Here is an 18,416-nt window from a genome sequence, read left to right as displayed (position 1 = left end):
GGGTCACTTCTCTCTTCCGGGCCGGGTGAGCGCCGCGCGAAGGGCGGCGGTGAGGAGCAGGGGGCTGCGGCCGAGTCCGCAGACGGTTCTGGCGTAGGCGTGCGCGGCGACCTCCTCGGCACCGGCGACATGGCCGGCCACGCGGTGACGTCCGACGCGCAGCACGGTGTGGCCGAGTGCCTGCTTGAGCGCGGCCTTCGCCGGGCCGTGGTGAAGGTGGGCGTGCACGGCCTCGTGGGCCAGCGCGGCCGCGCGCACCGAGCCCGGCGGGTACCAGGCACGCCAGCCGCGGGCGTCGACCAGCTCCTCGGCCAGGGCGAGCGTGTCGGTGTAGAGCTCGACCGTCGGAGGCCGTGACGTATAGCGGGCGAGCAGCATCCGCTCCAGGCCGCCGTCCCGCTCGACCACGCGCGCGGTGGACGGGACGGGGGCGAGCCGGGACCCGAACTCGTCGGCCCTACGGGCCCATTGGCGCAGCAGCTCGCGGTCGCGGCCCTCGTGGGTGGGGGTGGCAGCCAGCAGCCGTACGGCCCAATCGATGTCGTCGACGGAAGCCGGATCCGTCAACGCCCTGTCCTGGACGGCGTGTTCACCCACTGTGGCCGTCATGACCGCACCTCCAGGACCGCGACCACCGGCTCGTCGGCCGCACGGGCCCGCAACTCGCTGCGAGCCAGCGCGAGCAGAGGCTGGGGATCGAGGACGCCGGACAGGTCGGCGATGCGGGAGCCGAGCAAGAGCCGCAGGGCGGGAGCGCGTACCCCGCCGTCGCCGTACGAGGTGGACTCGCCCACCAGCCGGGCGAGCACCTCCGGGGCGCGGGCCACGGTGGTGGTTTCCACTCGGGCGTCGGCGGCGTGGTGGCGTACGACGCCGTCCACGTCGACGATCCGGATGGGGCGGCGGGTCGGCCGCAAGCGGCGGCGCGTCTGCGTGCCGTAGACGGTGTGGGCGGCGGTGCCCGCGAGGACGTGAACCGCCGCGGGGGCGGCCTTGAGACTGGCCGCCGCGGCACAGAGCCGCTCGGTGTCGTCGGCGCGGTGGGACCTGTCCTGGGTGCGCAGTTCGGTGGCGCCGGTCGCGACCGCGCGCACGGTGTTGGTCTGCGGGTCCACGGTGACCTCGACCTCGACGCCTTCGGCGGCGGCGCCCTGGGCGACGACCGCCCGCTCGGCCTCGGCCCGGATGGCAAGGATCTGCTCCTGCGAAGCGCCGGGCACGATCCGCTCGACCTGTTCCCGTACGAGCGCGAGGGCGACGCCGATGGGGCTGATGACCTCGTTGTGGCGGGCGATCCGGCCCTCCATGCCGCTGCTGTGAGCGAGGTGCGGGGTGACGGACGCGGCACCGCCGCCTCCGCCGACGAGGACCGCCGTGTCCCTGTCGAGGCGGTAGTCGCGGATCATGGCGTCCACCACCGTCCTCACCTGGGCGATGCCCGCGTCGAGGATCCGCGTGGCCGCGGTCGCGACGTCGGTGCCGAGCACGGCGGCCAGCGGCGCGATCGCGGCGCGCGCGCTCTCGGGGGCGCAGCGGGCGAAGGCGCCCTCGGGGACGCGGCCGAGGGCATTGGCGGCGCAGGTCATGGTGACGGCGAATCGCCCGCCCGCCGCGTCGATCACGGCGTAGTCGGCGGGGTCGCCGTCCATGGGCCGGATGGTGTCCACCTTGGCGTCGCGCAGCTGGTCGGGGGAGGCGAAGCAGGCGTACGGCAGTCCCGCGATGTGGGCGCTGCGCGGTCCCACGCCCGTCACCCGGCCTTGGCCGATCCGCACCATGGAGCCGCCGCCGACGCCGACTGTGCGCACGTCGAGGGCGCTCAGATATGAGGTCCTGCCGAGGATGGTGGCGTGCCGGACGGCGACCTTGCCGCGGCGTACGACGCTGATGTCGGTCGAGGTGCCTCCGGTCTCGAGGAACACGCCCTCGCTCACACGCTCCTGCATCAGAGCGCCCGCGACTCCGGCAGCCGGTCCCGACAGGACCGTCAGGAGCGGTCGGCGGCGCATCTCGCCGAGCGCCATCACACCGCCGTCGCAGCGCATCACCATCAGCGACGCGGTCACGCCCGCCTTGGTGATGGAGGCGTCGACGAGGTCGGCGGTGGCCAGCATGCGGGGCAGGATCGCCGCGTTGACCACGGCGGTACGGGTGCGCTTGTGCAGCCCGTACAGCGAGGTGATCTCGTGCGCGGCGGTCATCGGCAGCCCGAACGGCCGTGCCGCGTCCAGGACAGCCTGCTCGCCCTCGGGGCGGTCGACGCTGAACGGCTGGCTGGCGACGAGGACTTGAGCGCCCTCGTCCTTCAGCTGTTCGGCGGCGCGGCGGACGGCTGCCGTGTCCTGAGGGTCGGTGACATGCGCGTAGGCCAACGGAAGCCTTTTACCGGGGGCGAGTTCGAGCTTGCCGAACGAGGCGAGGCGGCGGGTGAGCACCGCTCCGGGGCCGGTCCCGATGCCGATCAGTCCGACGGTCGCCACGTCGCCCTCCAGGAGGGCGTTGGTAGCCTGGGTCGTGCCGTGCGCCAGGAAGGCGACGTCGGCCGGGGCGCGGCCGGTCTGCTCCAGGAGCCGGTCGAGCGCCTCGACGATGCCGTGTGCGACGCCGTCCTCGTGATGGTGGCTGGTGGGGACCTTGACCTGCCCCAGGAGTTCGAGGGTCGTGGCGTCCACGGCCACGGCGTCGGTGAAGGTTCCGCCCACGTCGATGCCGACGCGGATGCGGGGTGTGTTCATGTCCGGGCACCTCCTTGTGCTGGATCGGTTCGCGCGGGCGGTCACCGGGCGGGGCGGGTGGAGCCGCCCCGCCCGGAACTCCCGTCCGCGCGGGGGTCGTTCAGTAGCCGCGTACGTCCGGCCAGTGGCGTTGCGCTCCGTCGCGGTCGAGCAGCCGCGCGAACTCCTCGAACCGCTTGTCCTCGGCCTGGACCTGGTGCGGCTCGACGTCCTCCGCGACGCAGTGCGCGGCCAGGGCACCGGCGACCTCGCCGACGTTCCACTCCACCGGGTGGAGCCGGTAGCAGCCGTTGGTGATGTGCGTGGTGCCGATGTTCTTGCCGGCGGGCAGCAGGTTGCGCACCCGGCGCGGCACGAGTGCGCCGAGCGGGATCTCGAACGGCACGGACCCGATGTCGATGTAGCTGTCGCCGCCGGTCGAGGGATGCAGGTCTATGCGGTAGCTGCCGACACCCACCGAGTCGCGGTGACGCGTGCCGCCGTGTGGGCCGACGAGGTCGATCGCCACGTCGTGCTCGGTGACCGTGGTGACGGCCTTGATGCGGCGGGACTCGCGGACGTACGCCGCCTTGGCCAGGCCGTCCGCCGTGCCGGTCACGTCCGGGCGGATCCGCAGGCCCGGGAAGCCGGTGCCGCCGTCCGCGCGCGGCGCATCGGTCTGCAGCCAGTACAGCAGCGAGAGCGACAACTGCCGTGCCTCGCGCAGCGCTTCGGCCTCCTGCCCGATGTACGGCTTGAGCCAGTAGTCGTTGAGCGGCCAGTTGACGAGCGTGATGTCGGAGTCAAAAGCGCCCGGGGAGTGCAGCTTGCGGGCGAGGATGCGGCGAAAGCCCCACAGTTCCTTGTCGCCGGCATCGGCGCTCTGGTCGGCGGAGACGCTGAGCGGGTCGAGAACGGGATTCGGTACAAAGGTCCGCGGCACCGGCTCCAGCGTGCGCGGGTCGGGCGCCTCGAAGCCGAGCAGCGGGCCGGGCCAGAACGAGGGCCGGTAGGTGCGCCAGAAGCCGTAGTCCTCCGGGCGGTCGATCGTGTGGTCCTCGCCCTCGTGGTGGGAGAGTGCGAAGCAGACCGTGATGCCCTGCTGGTTGAGGGGCTGAGCCTCGTCCGGGGCGTGCGGCTCGTCGAACTCGGCGCGTGACTCGGCCCCGTTCGCGTGCTCGACGCCCGCGAGGTGGAGGAGTTCGCCCGTCTCGGTGGCGTCCAGGACATAACGCGCGGTGAGGGTGCGATGCGTCCCGTCGCGCAGGTCCTTCAGGGTCACCGACCGTACGACATCGTTGTCGGACTCGGCGGAAATCGGCCGGTGCTCCGTAAGTACGGTCAGCCGTCCCGCTGCACGGTGGGGCGCGAGCATGCCCTCCAGGACGGCGAGGGCGACCCTTGGCTCGTGGCAGAGCTTGCTGACGCGGCCCGCTCCCGGGTTGAGGTCGGTGAGCGCCAAGGCCTCGGCCCGCAGCGGGTACCAGTGGCGGTAGTACCTCCGGATCTCCTCGCGCAGCCGCCGGTACGAGGCGCTCGTGCCGAACTGCTCGACCCACGGGTGCTCGTCGGGCGGTACGGCCTGGCTGGTGAGCTGGCCGCCGATCCAGTCCGTCTCCTCGGTGAGCACGACGCTGCGTCCTGCCCGGCAGGCGGCGAGTGCGGCGGCCACGCCACCGAGACCGCCGCCCACGACGAGGATGTCGGCTTTGGGTATCACGCTTCTCCTTGCTGCTGGTTCACGTTCGTCGGGGGGTGTGGGGGTCTGTAGGGACCGTGCTCAGGAACGGGCACGCGGCGGTCCGGTCGTCAGGCCCGGGCGGAACACACAACTGACGAGTGGTTCTCGCGCCTCCTCGCCCGTGACGAGCGCGGCCAGGAGACGTACGGCCGCGGCGCCCAACTGCGGCCGGGGGATGTCGAATCCGGTGGGTTCGGGTTCACCCGCCAGGTCGGCGGGCGGGCTGCCGAGCAGGGCGAGAGACACCTCTGTGGGGCAGTCGAGGCCCGCCTCGCGCACGGCGGAGAGCAAGCCTCGCCAGGCCGCCCCGGTGTCGGTCTCCTCCGCGACGAAGGCCGTCACCCCTTCATCGGCCCAGGCACGCAGCCGTTCGGGCGTGAGCTCCCGCTGCGGATCCGCGGACCGGAAGACGGTCGTGGGCCCGGAGGGCAGACCTGCTGCTTCCAGCCCTTCCAGGAAGCCGCGCTGACGGTCCGTCGAAGCGGGCGCGTCGTCGTCCTCGCGGACGAGGAGTATCCGCCGATGCCCCAACTCGGCCAGGTGGCCTACGACGTCACGCGTGGCTTCGACATAGTCCGCGCCCACCCATGCCACGCCCTCCAACTCCTCGCGGCGGCCCAGGTGTACGACCGGGAAGCCGTCCTCGACCAGCCGCTTGAGCTCCGCCCGGGGTGTGTGCCGACCGAGGAAGAGACAGCCGTCGGCGAGCCGGACCCGGCTCAGGGCGTCGGGACCCGCGGCCCCCGCGCCGCCGGTGCTCGACCCGGTGAACAGCACCAGGTCGTAGCCGAGCGCCGCCGCCTCGCGCTCCACGCCGACCAGGAAGGGGTAGTACGAGTGCTGCACATCGGTCGGGAACGTGGCGGTGAAGCTGAAAACGCCGAGGAGGTTATTGCGGGCGGCGGCCAGGCGTCGGGCGGCCGGGTCGGGCACGTAGCCGAGGCTGCGGGCTGCCTCCAGGACCCGCCGGCGGGTCTCCTCGGAGATGACGCGTCCCTTGCCGTCGGGTTTTGCGGAGAGCACCAGGGACACGGTCGCCTGGGACACTCCCGCGAGCCGGGCCACCTCGGCCTGCCGGGGTCGTGACGTACGCCCGGCCGGAGCGGGCGTACGTCCGGGCCGCTTCCTGTGTTCCACAGCGTTTCTCTCCTCCGGGGCAGGGTCTGGCTCTATCGGCGGCGTCGTTAATGCGTATTAGCTAATGCGCATTAACGACAGACTGTGCACTTCCCCGCCTAGCGGGTCAAGAGTTGGGACAGAAGTTTCCGCGAGGGGGGGAATCTCCCGGGGGAGTCTCAGGGACTGGGCCCCGGGTCCCTCCCGCGGCGGCTGTGATTCCGGCGCGGGTGGCTTCGAGTTGATCGGCGGATGTGATGCCGAGGACCAGAGCGACGCCGGTCAGGTTGGCCCTCGCGCGGCGTTGCCGGCCGGGACGCTGACCTGTCGAGAAGGCGGTCCCGTCCCGAGAGAGACGGGGTGCTGGTCCGTGAACGGTCCGGATCTTGGTCCTGGTTGGAAGTGCGCCCGGCGTGGCTCGCCGATGCGGACGTGGGCGACATCAGGGTTGGTCTTGGCGCCGGGGCGCTGGACCCAGGGGTGCGCGGGGCTGGGCAGTATTCGCCGGCCTCGGGGAAGGGGCGTACGTGGTGTCCGACCGAGAACCAATCATGAACTGCGATCGACGATTACACAGTGGATCCACGCTGAGATCTTGCACAGGAGTGAGAACGCAGTCAATGGGAATAGGAATATGGCTGAAACTGATGCACACTATCAGGCTTTGATGCGCAGTTCTGCAACAGTGAGTCGCTCCCGATTACTCCAACCTCGTACGCAACATGTGGATTTCATATTGCGGCACCTTCCCGCTAGCTGTAGCTTGCGTTACGTAAAGTGGGGGTGCCGCCAAGTGGCACGAACATCGCGTACCGTGGCCACGTTTCAGGCTGCTTCAAAGCAGCTCTGCATTGTTCAGTGAACCGGAAAGCCTTGATATCGCGTGCTTTCCGAGAAAACGGGGGAGGGGGCGGATAGATGCATTCCCTAGTTACTGCAATTACGGGATGGCGTCGACGCGAACACCGGATTAGTTGGTCATCGCAGGCTTGACGGCCTTGTCGTGCGCGACTCTCCTCACCGTGCCTCCAGGGCGAAAACATGAGTCCGAGGTGATCGGCCCGCCTGACTTATCCGGTAGTAGGCAGGTTGTGCCCCCAGTCGACCGGAAGGCGTCCGCGACCCATTCGGCCATCTCGAGGGTTCCCGCGCACCGCTGGTGATGCGGCAGTGATCTTCGCGTGCCATCCGTCGAGCTCACTCACGCCGGAAGCCCGCGCACCCCGTCGAGCACAACTCATGGATGCGCTCAGTTTCAAGCCTTTCGACCCGCTTGACCAGCGATTCGACCGCCGGCCGGATCCAATGGATCCGCTCGAAAGATAACGGAGTTCAGCAATGTCCGAGTCCTACATCACGCCAGAGATGCGCGCCCGCACAAACCGGCCGGCCGAAGCTCTACAACCGCGGGAGAACGTCCAGACTTCCCTCGCACCGGGAGCGGTGAACCCGCAGACGCTCGTGCCGATCATGCTCACCTTCATGCTCCGGAACATCGCCAGCAACGGCTTCACCTTCCGCGACCCCCAATCGCCGGGCGACTACTCCCGGGACTCGAAGCCGGGCTGTGTCATCGCCGCCCCGTCGTTCCCGGCCCAGACCCCCGGCATCGACGAGGACTACGTCTTCAACTGGGTGCGCGACGGAGCCATCACGGCCATGGAGGTGGCCAAGGCCAACATGCCCACCGGTCAGGACGGGACGGTGGAGACGCTCAACGACTACGTGCAGTTCGCCGACCTCTGCCACTCCAACGCCCAGCCGACCAAGGGGCACGCCTGCTTCAACATCGCTGGCGACTCCCGCCCGTGGACCGAGCAGAACGACGGCCCCGCCCTGCAGTCGATCACCATCCTGGCCGCCTACGACCAGCTCGACCTCGGCGCCCAGAAGCGGGCGGTCGACCTGGTGAACTCCAACGTGGACTTCCTCCTCGGCGTCTACCAGCAGCCCACCACCAACCTGTGGGAGGAGCACAGCGGGTTCGGCTTCTTCGCCCGCGCCGCCCAGCTGCGCTGCTTCGAGGAGATTCAGTCCTCGAAGATCATCGGCATCAACAAGCCGACCGGGCTGAAGCCCGCCATCAAGTGGCTGCGCGAGGCCCTCGCAGGACACTGGGACGGGAGCAAGTACGTGAGCCTGATGGCCGACCCCGGCGGCGGGGCCCAGCCCTCACCCCAGCGCCCGGTCGTCGACGGCTACGACCCGAACATCGACATCGTCCAGGCGGCCCTGTACGGCGCCGTGTCCTTCACCGACACCAAGCTCCTCGCCACGGCGGCCCAGCTGCGCGCGCAGTGGGAGGAGGGCGGCATCGCCTTCTACCCGATCAACAAGGCGGACCGCGAACAGCTCGGCATCGGGCCGCTGTTCGGTCGCTACCCGGGCGATGTCTACAACGGTGACACCGCGCACCCGACGCTCGGCGGTCACCCCTGGGCCCTGTCCACGTGCAACGTCGCCGAGCTGCACTACAAGCTGGCCGCCGAGATCAAGTCGAGCGGCAAGGTACCGCTGGACGAGCTGTCCGCACCCTTCTTCGCCCAGTCCGGCATCGATGCGTCTTCGGCCCCGGCAGCAGCTGCCGCCGCCCTGCTGACCACCGGTGACGACATGGTGCAGGCCGTCATCTACCACAGCGACCACCTGGAGCTCTCCGAGCAGTTCGACGGCACCACCGGCTACGAGCGCAGCGTTCGCAACCTGACGTGGAGCTACGCCGCCTATCTGTCCGCCATGCGAGCTCGCGCCGAAGCAGCGTGACCGTGGCCGACCGACTCGAATCCGGGCCACCACTTCGGTGGTCCCGGCTGCGCCCAGCGAAGGAGGGGTGACCGCCCCATGTACGAGAAGTTCCCCGGCGGGGCGGCGCAGCGCACCGACCCCGCGGCGGCGGCCGAGGTCCTTTACGACGCCGTCATCGTGGGCGGCGGAATCGCCGGCGCCCTCATCGCCTCGCGGCTGAGCGATGCCGGCAGGCGAGTGCTGCTGCTCGAAGCGGGCCCGGCCGAAGACCTCACGCTGAGGGGTTACGAGAAGTATCTCGACCGCTTCTACTCGGCGATCAGCAAGGACAACCAGGCGCCCTACCCGGCCGTCGCCAATGCCCCGATGCCCCGCGGTACCGACGCGCGGCGCATCTTCCCAGGGGCGCCCGACGCCTCGTCCTACATCGTCCAGAGCGGGCCCTTCGCCACCGACACCACCTACACGAGGGTCCTCGGTGGCACCACCATGCACTGGGAGGGCAAGACGCTGCGGATGCTGCCCGAGGACTTCCGGATGCACACGCTCTACGGCGAGGGGACCGACTGGCCGCTCACCTACGACGACCTCGCCCCGTACTACAACGAGGCGGAACGCGAGATCGGTGTCTCCGCCGACGTGGCGGACCAGGTTTACCTCGGGATGACCTTCGACGAGGACTACGTGTTCCCGATGAAGGGGCTGCCCCTGTCGTACCTGGACCAGGTGGTCGCCAAGGACCTCGACGGAATGCCGGTCGAACTCGACGGTGAACAGCGGGAGTTGCGGGTCCGGCCGTTCCCTCAGGGGCGCAACGGGATACCCAACCCGGCTTACGACGGCGGGAAGGGCTATGTGCCGCAAGGGGCGGTGAGCACGTACCAGGTCGAGGTCGGCGAGCGGTGCCAGGGCAACAACAACTGCGTGCCCATCTGTCCGGTGCAGGCCAAGTACAACGCCGGCAAGACCCTCGCCATCGCCCTGCGGACCGGCCGGGTCGACCTGGTGGCCCAGGCGGTGGCCCACAAAGTGCACGTCGACGAGCAGACCGGCCGGGTGACCGAGATCGAGTACCGCCGCTACGACTCGCCCGACAGCCCCGGCTTCACCACCATGAAGGCCCGGGGACGGCTGTTCATCCTGGCCGCCAACGCGGTGGAGAACCCCCGGCTGATGCTGGCCTCGGGCCTGCGCAGTTCGAGCGGCCTGATGGGGCGCAACTTCATGGACCACGCGTACCTGCTCGCGTGGGCCCTGCTGCCGGAGGCGGCCGGCACCTTCCGGGGCACCAACTGCACGGGCGGCATCACCGACCTGCGCGGGGGTCGATTCCGCCGCCGCCAGGCCGCATTCAGCGTCGACATCCACAACGACGGCTGGGGCTGGGCCCGGGGGGCGCCGATGACCGACCTGATCGACCTGGTGGACTCCGGCGGCCGCTACGGTGAGTCGCTGCGCCAGGGCCTGGTGGACCGGGTCTCCCGCCAGCTGCAGCTGGCGTTCATGGTCGAGGTCCCCGCCAACCCGAGCAACCGCATCTCGGTGGACCAGGCCTTCACCGACCAGCTGGGGAACATGCGGCCCATCCTCACTTACGACATCCCCGAGTACACGATGCGGGGGGTGGCGTACGCCCGGCAGCTGTCGAAGCGGATCTTCGCCCGCCTCGGGGCCGAGGACCACACCGCCTACGACCCGGGCTTCTGGGGTTACGCCGTCCACGACGGTCAGGGGTACGAGATCCGCGGGGGCAACCACCTGGCCGGCACCCACGCGATGGGCTCCGACCCGGCGACCTCGGTGGTCAACGCGGATCAGCGGTCCTGGGACCACGAGAACCTCTATCTGGTCGGCGGGGGAAGCATGCCCACCGTGGGCACGTCGAACGTGACGCTCACCGTCGCCGCCCTGTGCCTGCGCAGCGCCCGCGCCATGCTGGCGCAGCTCGACTCCGAGACCGCGCCGATCAACGTCGCCGCCCAGCGCCAACCCCAGGAGGAGGTGGCCCGGTGACCGCGTCGACCATCGACAACCGCGACGAGCTGATCGCCTATCTGCACGCGGCGATGGCGCTCGAGCACGCGACGATCCCGCCGTACCTGACCGCGTACTACTCCATAAAATCCACCACCAACTCCGACGCCGCCCACATCATCCGGGTGGTCGCGGTGGAGGAGATGCTGCACCTGACCCTGGTCGCCAACGTCCTGAACGCCATTGGCGGGAAGCCCGATCTGACCCGCCCCGGCTTCGTACCCTCCTACCCGGCCTATCTCCCCGACGGGGAGGACGACTTCACCGTCGACCTGCGGCCGCTCTCCCCCGAGGCGGTGGAGACGTTCTGCAAGATCGAGCGGCCGGCCCGGGCACCCGATGCCGAACGGCTGCTGACGCTGCCGGACAGCGGGGGGCCATTCCTCGTCTCCAGTCCGACCGCCGAGAAGATGCGCTTCTACAGCATCGGCGAGTTCTACGCGGAGATCATCGAAGGGCTGGAGAAGGTGGCGGCCGCCGATCCGGGGCAGCTCTTCTGCGGGGATCCGGCCCTGCAGGTGGGGTCCGAGTACTTCTACTCTGGCGGCGGGGACGTGATCGTCGTGACCGACCTGGACTCGGCCTGCCGGGCGTTGAGCTTCATCGCCGATCAGGGCGAGGGCCTCGATGCGGGCATCCACGACGCGGCCGGGGAGCTGGCCCACTACTACCGGTTCCGGCAGCTGCAGCTCGGCCGCTACTACGAGGTGGGCGATGACCCCGATGCGCCTTCGGGAGCACCGCTCAGCGTCGCCTGGGACGAGGTGTACCCGGTGAAGGTGAGTGCCCGGCTCGCCGACTACCCGGCGGGTTCGGAACTCGCCGCTGCGGCACGGGAGTTCAACGCCGACTATGGCGCCTTCCTCGCCCTGCTCACCAGGGCGTTCAACGGGAACCCCGACCTCCTGCAGGAGGCCGTCCGTGACATGTTCCGCCTGCGCGACGGGTTCAACCGGCTGATATGCAACCCCCTGCCGGGCAGCGACGGCCTGCACTCCGCTCCCACCTTCGAGATCCCGGCAGCGACGCCGTGACCGCCCCGTCGTTCGAGGGCTTCCTCTCCCTGTCGGTCGACCTCACCGCCTTCGAGGAGACCGCACTGCTCGGCACCGGTATGGCCGACCAGTACCTGTCCAAAGTGCGAGCCGCTTGCGGCGACGAGGTCGTCGTCGCTCTCCTGGACGCCCATCGGGCAGCCCGGGCCGACGCGGCCGGCGATGCCGGAAGTCATCAACGGACCCCGCTCGACCGGACCCCTCTCGATACCGATGTGTTCGACCGGGCCCTACGCCACCGGATCTTCAGCGACGACCGCCTGGGCCCGGTGGCCCGCAACGTGATCAAGCTCTGGTACGCCGGGATGTGGTACTCGCTGCCACCCGAGTGGACCGACCGCCACGGGGCCCGTGCGGCGGGTGAGACCTCCACGGTCACCGCCGCCTCCTACCAGGAGGGGCTGTTGTGGCGGGCGATCGGTGCCAACCCTCCAGGTGCCAAGGCGCCCGGTTACGGCTCCTGGGCCCAGCCACCCCGCATCGAGGACCGCTATCTGAAGGGGGCGACGAAATGACCGAATCAGCGGGCCGTCTCGGCCCGGACAAGGTGAAGCTCGGCGTCTGCTGCACCCTGTGGTGGAACGACGACTTCCCCACCATCGACGCCGGCATCTCCTTCGGCCAGGCCGTGAGCGAGATGGCGCTCGCCGGCTTCCAGGGCTGCAGCATCGGGCACAAGTACCCCTCGGACCCCGCCGTGCTCAAGGCCGCCCTCGACCTCCGCGGCCTGCAGATATCCGAGCCCTGGACGAGCACGTACTTCACGATCGGCAAGATGCGGCACAAGACGATCGCTGCCTTCGAGGAGACGCTGGCCCATCTCAAGGCGCTGGGCGGGACCGAGCTGGTCGTGGCCGAGTTCGGCGCTTCGTCGCATCTGCTTCCCGTCGATGTGTTCGCCAACCGCCCGCATTTCACCGACGCCCAGTGGGACGCCCTGACGTCCGGTCTGGAGGAACTCGGCAAGATCGCGGGCTCGGCCGGGATGAAGCTCAGCTACCACCACCACATGGGTACCGGCGTCCAGACCCGGGCCGACGTCGACCGGCTGCTTGCCTCGACCGATCCCGCCCTGGTCCACCTCCTGCTCGACACCGCCCACCTCGCCTTCGCCGGCGATGACCCGCTGGACCTGGCCCGGGCGCACGCCGACCGCATCGGCCACGTCCACATGAAGGACATCCGGCCCGGGATCGTCAGCCGGGTGCGTAAAGAAGGCCTGTCGTTCCAAGAGGCCGTCGAGCTCGGCGTCTTCACCGTACCCGGAGACGGCGCGATCGACTTCCGGCCCATCCTCGAAGTCTTGGCCGACGCCGGGTACGAGGGGTGGCTGGTGGTGGAGGCCGAGCAGGACCCGAACAAGGCCGTCCCGCTCGAGTACGCCAAGAAGGCCCGCTCCTACCTCGCCGACGTCTTGGGCTGGTGACGATGAACGTGACATTGGCGCGGGGCCTCAAACCGAACGTCGACCGGGACGTGTACTTCAGCTTCTTCATGTTCACGGCCGATCTGCGTCCGCAGGACACCCGCTACACCCAGACCCTCATCACTCATCTGAAGGCCCTGACCGACATGGGCTACGCCGGCTTCGACGTACATATCGCCGCCCGGCCCGCGACCGTCGACCACAAGCTCGAGCTCGACGGCTACATCGGCCTGAGGAAGGCCTTCGACCAGGCGGGCCTGCGGGGGGTCAGGTTCACCACCAACGTCGGGACCACGCGGACCTTCGACCCGACCTCGCCCTACGAGGAGCAGCGCGCCCAGGCCCTCTCCTATCTGAAGTCGCGTGTCGACATCACCCGGGCCCTGGGCGGCGGCGACACGATCATGTCGGGTCCGTTCCTCTACCCCTACGGCGTCTTCCCCCTCACGGACGACGGCGAGCCGCTGTGGAGCGACGACCTCCAGGAGTGGATGAAGCCGCGCTTCCACGCGGCCCGTGGAGTCTTCGAGGACCTCTCGGAGTACGCCGCGGCCCGGGAGGTGAAGCTCGCCATCGAGCCCGTGAAGAGCTGGGAGACTCCGCCGCCCAACATGGTCTCGGAGGTCCTCGACTTCCTCGAGGGGCTCGAACACCCGCAGGGCGGCGTGACGATCGACACCGCGCAGGTCCTGATGGAGAGCCAGGGTCCTTCGGTCTTCCGGAACAACATCGCGCGGGCCGTGCGGCAGAACCGGCTGCACTACGTCCATATCTCGGCGCCGGACCGGGGCACGGTGAAGGACAGCTGGATTCCGTGGGATCTCGTGCGCAGCGAGGTCGAGCCGGTGTACCGCGGGCCGTATCTGATCGAGGTGTTCAACGCGATCCCGCCGTTCGTCAGCTCGATGCGGATGGCGCGCAGGCGCTTCTGGCGGCCCGGCGAGGACGCCCCGGTGCGGGGCGCGGACAGCGCCTACGACGTCGCGAAAGCGGCGCTGGAGGAACTGAACACGCGCGTCGCCGCATGACCCCGTCCTTCTCTCGTCCCGTTCCGAATCGGGGAGGTCCCGGATGCCGGCTCAGATGTCGGACCCCATCGTCATGGTCGTGAAGCGGGCGGGCGACGTCCGTATTCACACCTTCGTTTCCTCTTTCAGCGACGGCAACATCGCGAACGCGACGCACATCGTCGAGTCCAGGAACTCCCTCGTACTCGTCGACGCACAGTTCCTCGCCCCCTATGCGAGGGAGTTCAGGGCGTACGCGGACAGCCTGCGCAAGCCGATCGACCGGCTGTATCTCTCCCACCGGCACCCCGACCACTGGTTCGGCCTGGGCGCCGCGTTCCGCGACGTCACGGTCTATGCGCTCTCCGAGACCATGACCTTCATCCACGAGCACGGGGAGGAGTCGCTCCGCGACCACTGGAAGCTCGGCGGCCTCCTCCCGGAGCACATCGTCGTCCCCAAGCAGGTCGCCAGCCCCGGGGAGGAGACGATCGACGGGGTCAGGTACGTCCTGGACCGGGTGACGGACACCGAGACCGACTTCCATCTCACCCTCGGGCTTCCCGAATTGGGGGTGTACTTCGCCCAGGATCTGCTCTACAGCGGCACCCATCTGTATCTGACATCACAGCTGGGCCACTGGATCCGGGTGCTGCAGGACCTGCTGGTGTCGGAGTACGAGCTCTTCCTGCCGGGCCACGGCCTTCCCGCCGACAGATACGAGGTCGCCCGCAACATCGAGTACCTCTCCGCCGCCCGGCAGGCCGTCGGGGACGGCCTTACGGGCGCCGCCTTCAAGGACTTCCTGCTGCAGCGGTATCCGGAGCGCAAGTGTCCGGGCATCTTCGACATCTACCTGCCCCGGCTGTTCGGCGGTGCAAGCGAATACTGACCACTGATCACAGAGGAGTTACGCCATGGCAGAGCGCTGCACGGTCGGGCAGTACCTGATAGACCGGCTCCACCAGCTGGGTCTTGACCACCTGTTCGCCATCGCGGGCGACTACTCCATCGAATGGCTGAACCGGTATGTCGCGCCGAGCGGCGTCGAACTCATCGAGGAAGTCAACGAGGTCAACGCCGGCTATGCGGCGGACGGATACGCGAGGCTGAAGGGCATCGGGGCCCTCTGTGTCACTTACTCCGCCGGCGCGCTGTGTGCCGTGAACGCCGTCGCCGGCGCCTATGTCGAGAAGGTGCCGCTCGTGCTGATCAACGGCACGCCGAGCATCAAGAAGACCATCACCTTCGAGCAGACCGGCTTCAGCGCGCACCACTTCATCACCGGGCGGGAGACCGACCTCCAGTCCTTCGAGCACATCACGGCCGCGGCCATCCGGGTCGACAACCCGGAGCTCGCGCCGCGCCTGATCGACCACGCGCTGAGCACGTGCATCAGTGAGCGCCGCCCGATCTACATCGAGCTGCTCCAGGACATGGTCGACCTCGAGTGCGAGCCGCCCAGCGGCGTCCTCAAGCCGGCCAGGCCCCTGTCGGACCGGGACAGCCTGGATCAGTCGGTCGCCCAGGTCCGCGCGCGGCTCGAAAGCGCCGAGAACCCTCTCATCTGGGTGGGCCCGGAGGTCGACCGGCACGGCCTGCAGGACAAGGCCGCGCGCCTGATCCAGCAGCTGAACATCCCCTTCGTCACGGAACTCCTCAGCAAGGCCGTCCTCTCCGAGGACGATCTGCTGTTCGCCGGCGTGCTCGACGGCCAGGCCTCGTCCGAGAGCGTCACAGAGCTGGCCGCCACCTCCGACTTCGTGCTGGCCCTCGGCGTGTGGCTGACGGACATCAACTCCCTTGGCTGGGAACCGGACTACGACAAGACCGCCTTCGCGTCGTTCGAAGCGGTCAAGCTCGGCACGTTTTTCGCCGGGCATGTGGCCCTTGAGCACCTGATGGACGGCCTTCTGGCGGCGAAAATCACGCCCAAGTCCCGGAAACTCCCGGAGCGGCCCGCACGTAGCGCACCTGACGTGAGTTCCTCCGAAATCATCACGTACCAGGGGTTCTACGAGTTCATCCAGCGGTACGTCGACCGGAACACCGTCATCAGCGCCGACGCGAGCATGAACTACTTCGGGAGCCTGCTGCTCGACATCCCCAACCAGGGCGGATTCATCGTCCAGTCGTCCTATTCGTCGATCGGCTACAGCGCGCCGGCCGCGACGGGAATCTGTCTGGCAGCGGCGCCCGGCCAGCGGGTCATGGTCTTCTCCGGCGACGGCGGGTTCCAGATGACCGCCCAATGCCTCTCGACGCAGACACGCTTCAGGCTCAATCCGATCATCTTCGTCATCGACAACGGCGTCTACGCCGTGGAGCAGTGGCTCGCCGACTCCTCGGTCTTTCATGCCGACAAGCCGTTCTACGATCCGTGCCTCCTGCACCGGTGGAACTACAGCAGGCTGTCCGAGGTGTTCGGCTGCCGAGGGTGGGAGGTCGGCACGTACAGGGAGCTGAGGGAGGCCCTGACGGGTGCCCTGGAGAACACGAGCAGCCCGTCCCTCATCCAGGTCCGGGTGCCTGACAAATCGATTCCTGACAATGCGAACTGGAAGGCCCAGTAAGCAACAGGACAAGGAGAGGGAAATGCCGACGAAAATCACTGCAATCTACGAGAACCCGAAATCCCCGGATGACTTCGAGGCCGGTTACCGCGAGCAGCTCGCGCTGGCGAAGAGGATTCCTGGAGTCCAGAGGATCGAGAGCGCGAAGGTGTGGCCGAAGGAGGACGGCAGCCCGACCCCAGCATATCGCGTGCTCGACTTGTACTTCACCGACTACGACGCGGCCAGCAATGCCGTGACGACCGAAGAGGCATCGGTGTTTGTCGGCAAGGTCTTCGAGTTGGCGACCGGCGGTGTGCGGCTCCTCTTCGTGGATGTCGAGGAGGCCTGAGCCTTGGATCCATCGCGTGATGATCGGGCGGTGGACGGTGAAATAGAAAGGGGTGCCTGCTGCGCAGAGGTGAATCTGACTCCTGACCTGCCGGCGGCCGTTGGGATGCTCTTCGTCTCATGGTGGTACACGAGCAGTACCCACGCTGACCTGCGGTGACGGTGCGCTGTCGGTGGGCGGGTGGCAACGCGGTCCGGCAATGGCCCGGATCTTGGTCTCGGACATGTGACCCGGACTACCCCTCGGCCTCCTCCATACGAGACGTTCACTGACGGAGCTGCCGCTGGTCGTCAAGCTTCGGCGGGGGCGTAGCCAAGGCAACTTTCGGTCCAGGAGCGGGCTTCCGGACGTCGTCGGCGGCCGAAGAGTGTCGAGGAAGCGAACCTCGCCGTTGGCTTGAGCAGCGGACTCATAATCCGTCGGCCGTGGGTTCGAGTCCCACCCGCCCCACCTGTGCAGGCCTGTGACCTGCGGAAACGTTCATTTTTGGGTGTCGGAGCGTCAACTTCGCCTGAACGGACTGAATCCGCTGCTCGTGAGTTTGGAGTCCGACGGCGCTCGGGGGAGCTCCCACCCCTCTGACCTGCGTCGGAATAGGTGATCGAGGTTGTCGCTCGCCGTCCGGGCGACTGTCCTGAGGGTCGATGCCAAGACCCAGGGGCCGTACAGGCGCCGGGACGGCGCGGCCGTGTCCAGACGACGGTGTCTCCGGGCCGGTGCGTTGTCCCATGTGCCTGTTGCGTGGGCATGGGGCTGCAATCCACAGAGCGGCCAGTCGAGGACCGGACCAGCAGCGGAGGCGGCGCAGATGCCGGTACGTCTGGTGCGCAGGCAGGGGTAGGGCGGCGTCGGCTGCTGCTGCCTGTGCTGTGGAGGGACTGTCGCCTTCGTGCCGCTCGATCCTTGATGTCGTCCAGGGGTTGGCGGCCTGTGTGCTGATAGCGGACCTTGAGTTGAGTGGTAGCAGGTGGCCGCTGAGAGGGCGTCTCGGTGATGCCCAAGGTCAAGGAAACGGCCCGAAGAGAAAACGGCCCTGAGGGGTCACTTGAACTGCCCGCTGCGGACCTGGCGAGGTTGACATCGACGGGAACGGGCCGCTGCGCCGATCGTCAAAACGGCCGCAACAGGCGGGAGTACCTCCTGCTGCGGCGATCGGTCAGGTCAGGCCGTGGCCCATGGGCGGTGCTCGCGCTTCCATGTCTGCGCGGCGAGCTGGACGGCGTCCCACGGGGAACCGAGCGGCGGCGTGTAGGAGAGGTCGAGATCGCTGATGCCCGCCACGCTCATGCCATGGAAGAGGGTGGTCGCGAGGTGTCGACGCGCTTGGAGATCTCTGACCTGAGGCGTCCCACGAGCTGGGCGCCGACCAGGAAGCCGGAGTCGATGGTGCTGGTGACCCGGATGGAGATCGGGGTGGCCCTGGGGTAGTACCCCTTGTGGTCGTCCGGGATGCTCGCGGTTTTCGCCGGGATCCAGCCCCGGCCCGCCACAACCTCGTGTTCGCGCAGGCCGATGCGGGCGGCGACGAGGTAAAAGACCTTCACCACCTGGGTGCCCAGGCCGCCTGCGAAGGGGAGGTTGCCGCCGAGCGTGTTCTCGTCGACGACCCGGCCCTGCTTGTGGGCCCACCAGCGCCGGACCAGGGATATCACCGCGATTGTGCGGCGCCGCACG

General features: G+C 68.6%; 15 protein-coding genes. 9 read left to right on the top strand and 6 right to left on the bottom strand.

Annotated features, from left to right (window positions below; genetic code table 11):
- Positions 1-3: 3 nt before the first annotated feature.
- From ACZ4WS_RS43080 to ACZ4WS_RS43065, 4 genes are all read right to left on the bottom strand, one after another.
- Entirely contained in the window at positions 4-609 is a 606-nt protein-coding gene (locus ACZ4WS_RS43080; RefSeq protein WP_467988933.1) for a hypothetical protein, read from the bottom strand.
- Positions 606-2,735 (bottom strand): hydantoinase/oxoprolinase family protein, encoded by a 2,130-nt coding sequence (locus ACZ4WS_RS43075; protein ID WP_467988931.1) that lies wholly within the window; start codon positions 2,733-2,735, stop codon positions 606-608. Before ACZ4WS_RS43075 ends, ACZ4WS_RS43080 begins: the two co-directional genes overlap by 4 nt.
- Before the next feature lie 100 nt (positions 2,736-2,835).
- Positions 2,836-4,434, bottom strand: coding sequence for an FAD-dependent oxidoreductase (locus ACZ4WS_RS43070; protein WP_467988929.1), 1,599 nt, complete (start codon positions 4,432-4,434; stop codon positions 2,836-2,838).
- 60 nt (positions 4,435-4,494) lie between these two features.
- Positions 4,495-5,592, bottom strand: a complete 1,098-nt coding sequence (locus ACZ4WS_RS43065) for a LacI family DNA-binding transcriptional regulator (RefSeq protein WP_467988928.1) — start codon at positions 5,590-5,592, stop codon at positions 4,495-4,497.
- Between the two features lie 1,422 nt (positions 5,593-7,014).
- Between ACZ4WS_RS43065 and ACZ4WS_RS43060 the strand changes: the two genes are divergently transcribed.
- From ACZ4WS_RS43060 to ACZ4WS_RS43020, 9 genes are all read left to right on the top strand, one after another.
- Complete coding sequence (locus ACZ4WS_RS43060) at positions 7,015-8,334, top strand: glycoside hydrolase family 15 protein (protein ID WP_467988926.1); 1,320 nt, start codon at positions 7,015-7,017, stop codon at positions 8,332-8,334.
- A gap of 78 nt (positions 8,335-8,412) precedes the next feature.
- Entirely contained in the window at positions 8,413-10,329 is a 1,917-nt protein-coding gene (locus ACZ4WS_RS43055) for a GMC family oxidoreductase (RefSeq protein ID WP_467988925.1), read from the top strand.
- The gene (locus ACZ4WS_RS43050; RefSeq protein WP_467988923.1) at positions 10,326-11,384 is read left to right on the top strand and encodes a ferritin-like domain-containing protein; all 1,059 of its coding nucleotides are present in this window, start codon (positions 10,326-10,328) and stop codon (positions 11,382-11,384) included. Before ACZ4WS_RS43055 ends, ACZ4WS_RS43050 begins: the two co-directional genes overlap by 4 nt.
- A complete protein-coding gene (locus tag ACZ4WS_RS43045) occupies positions 11,381-11,920 on the top strand; it encodes a hypothetical protein (RefSeq protein WP_467988921.1) in 540 nt (179 codons plus the stop codon). The genes ACZ4WS_RS43050 and ACZ4WS_RS43045 overlap by 4 nt, the downstream gene beginning before the upstream one ends.
- A complete protein-coding gene (gene iolE, locus ACZ4WS_RS43040; protein ID WP_467988919.1) occupies positions 11,917-12,831 on the top strand; it encodes a myo-inosose-2 dehydratase in 915 nt (304 codons plus the stop codon). Before ACZ4WS_RS43045 ends, iolE begins: the two co-directional genes overlap by 4 nt.
- A gap of 2 nt (positions 12,832-12,833) precedes the next feature.
- Complete coding sequence (locus ACZ4WS_RS43035; RefSeq protein ID WP_467988917.1) at positions 12,834-13,859, top strand: TIM barrel protein; 1,026 nt, start codon at positions 12,834-12,836, stop codon at positions 13,857-13,859.
- A gap of 43 nt (positions 13,860-13,902) precedes the next feature.
- Positions 13,903-14,730, top strand: coding sequence for an MBL fold metallo-hydrolase (locus ACZ4WS_RS43030; RefSeq protein WP_467988915.1), 828 nt, complete (start codon positions 13,903-13,905; stop codon positions 14,728-14,730).
- Between the two features lie 25 nt (positions 14,731-14,755).
- Positions 14,756-16,411, top strand: coding sequence for an alpha-keto acid decarboxylase family protein (locus tag ACZ4WS_RS43025; RefSeq protein WP_467988914.1), 1,656 nt, complete (start codon positions 14,756-14,758; stop codon positions 16,409-16,411).
- 22 nt (positions 16,412-16,433) lie between these two features.
- Positions 16,434-16,742 (top strand): EthD family reductase, encoded by a 309-nt coding sequence (locus ACZ4WS_RS43020; protein WP_467988912.1) that lies wholly within the window; start codon positions 16,434-16,436, stop codon positions 16,740-16,742.
- A gap of 1,161 nt (positions 16,743-17,903) precedes the next feature.
- Here the strand turns inward: ACZ4WS_RS43020 and ACZ4WS_RS43015 are convergent.
- Together ACZ4WS_RS43015 and ACZ4WS_RS43010 are read right to left on the bottom strand one after the other, a co-directional pair.
- Positions 17,904-18,029: a hypothetical protein gene (locus ACZ4WS_RS43015; protein ID WP_467988911.1), complete on the bottom strand. Its 126-nt coding sequence runs from the start codon at positions 18,027-18,029 to the stop codon at positions 17,904-17,906.
- Positions 18,026-18,415 carry a hypothetical protein gene (locus tag ACZ4WS_RS43010; RefSeq protein WP_467988909.1) on the bottom strand — a complete coding sequence of 130 codons (390 nt, stop codon included), beginning with the start codon at positions 18,413-18,415 and terminating at the stop codon, positions 18,026-18,028. Before ACZ4WS_RS43010 ends, ACZ4WS_RS43015 begins: the two co-directional genes overlap by 4 nt.
- Position 18,416: the final 1 nt, after the last annotated feature.

The organism is Streptomyces sp. NPDC029292, assembly GCF_055569295.1.
The sequence above is the reverse complement of the archived record's forward strand: the minus strand, read 5'-3'. Positions and strand labels throughout refer to the sequence as shown.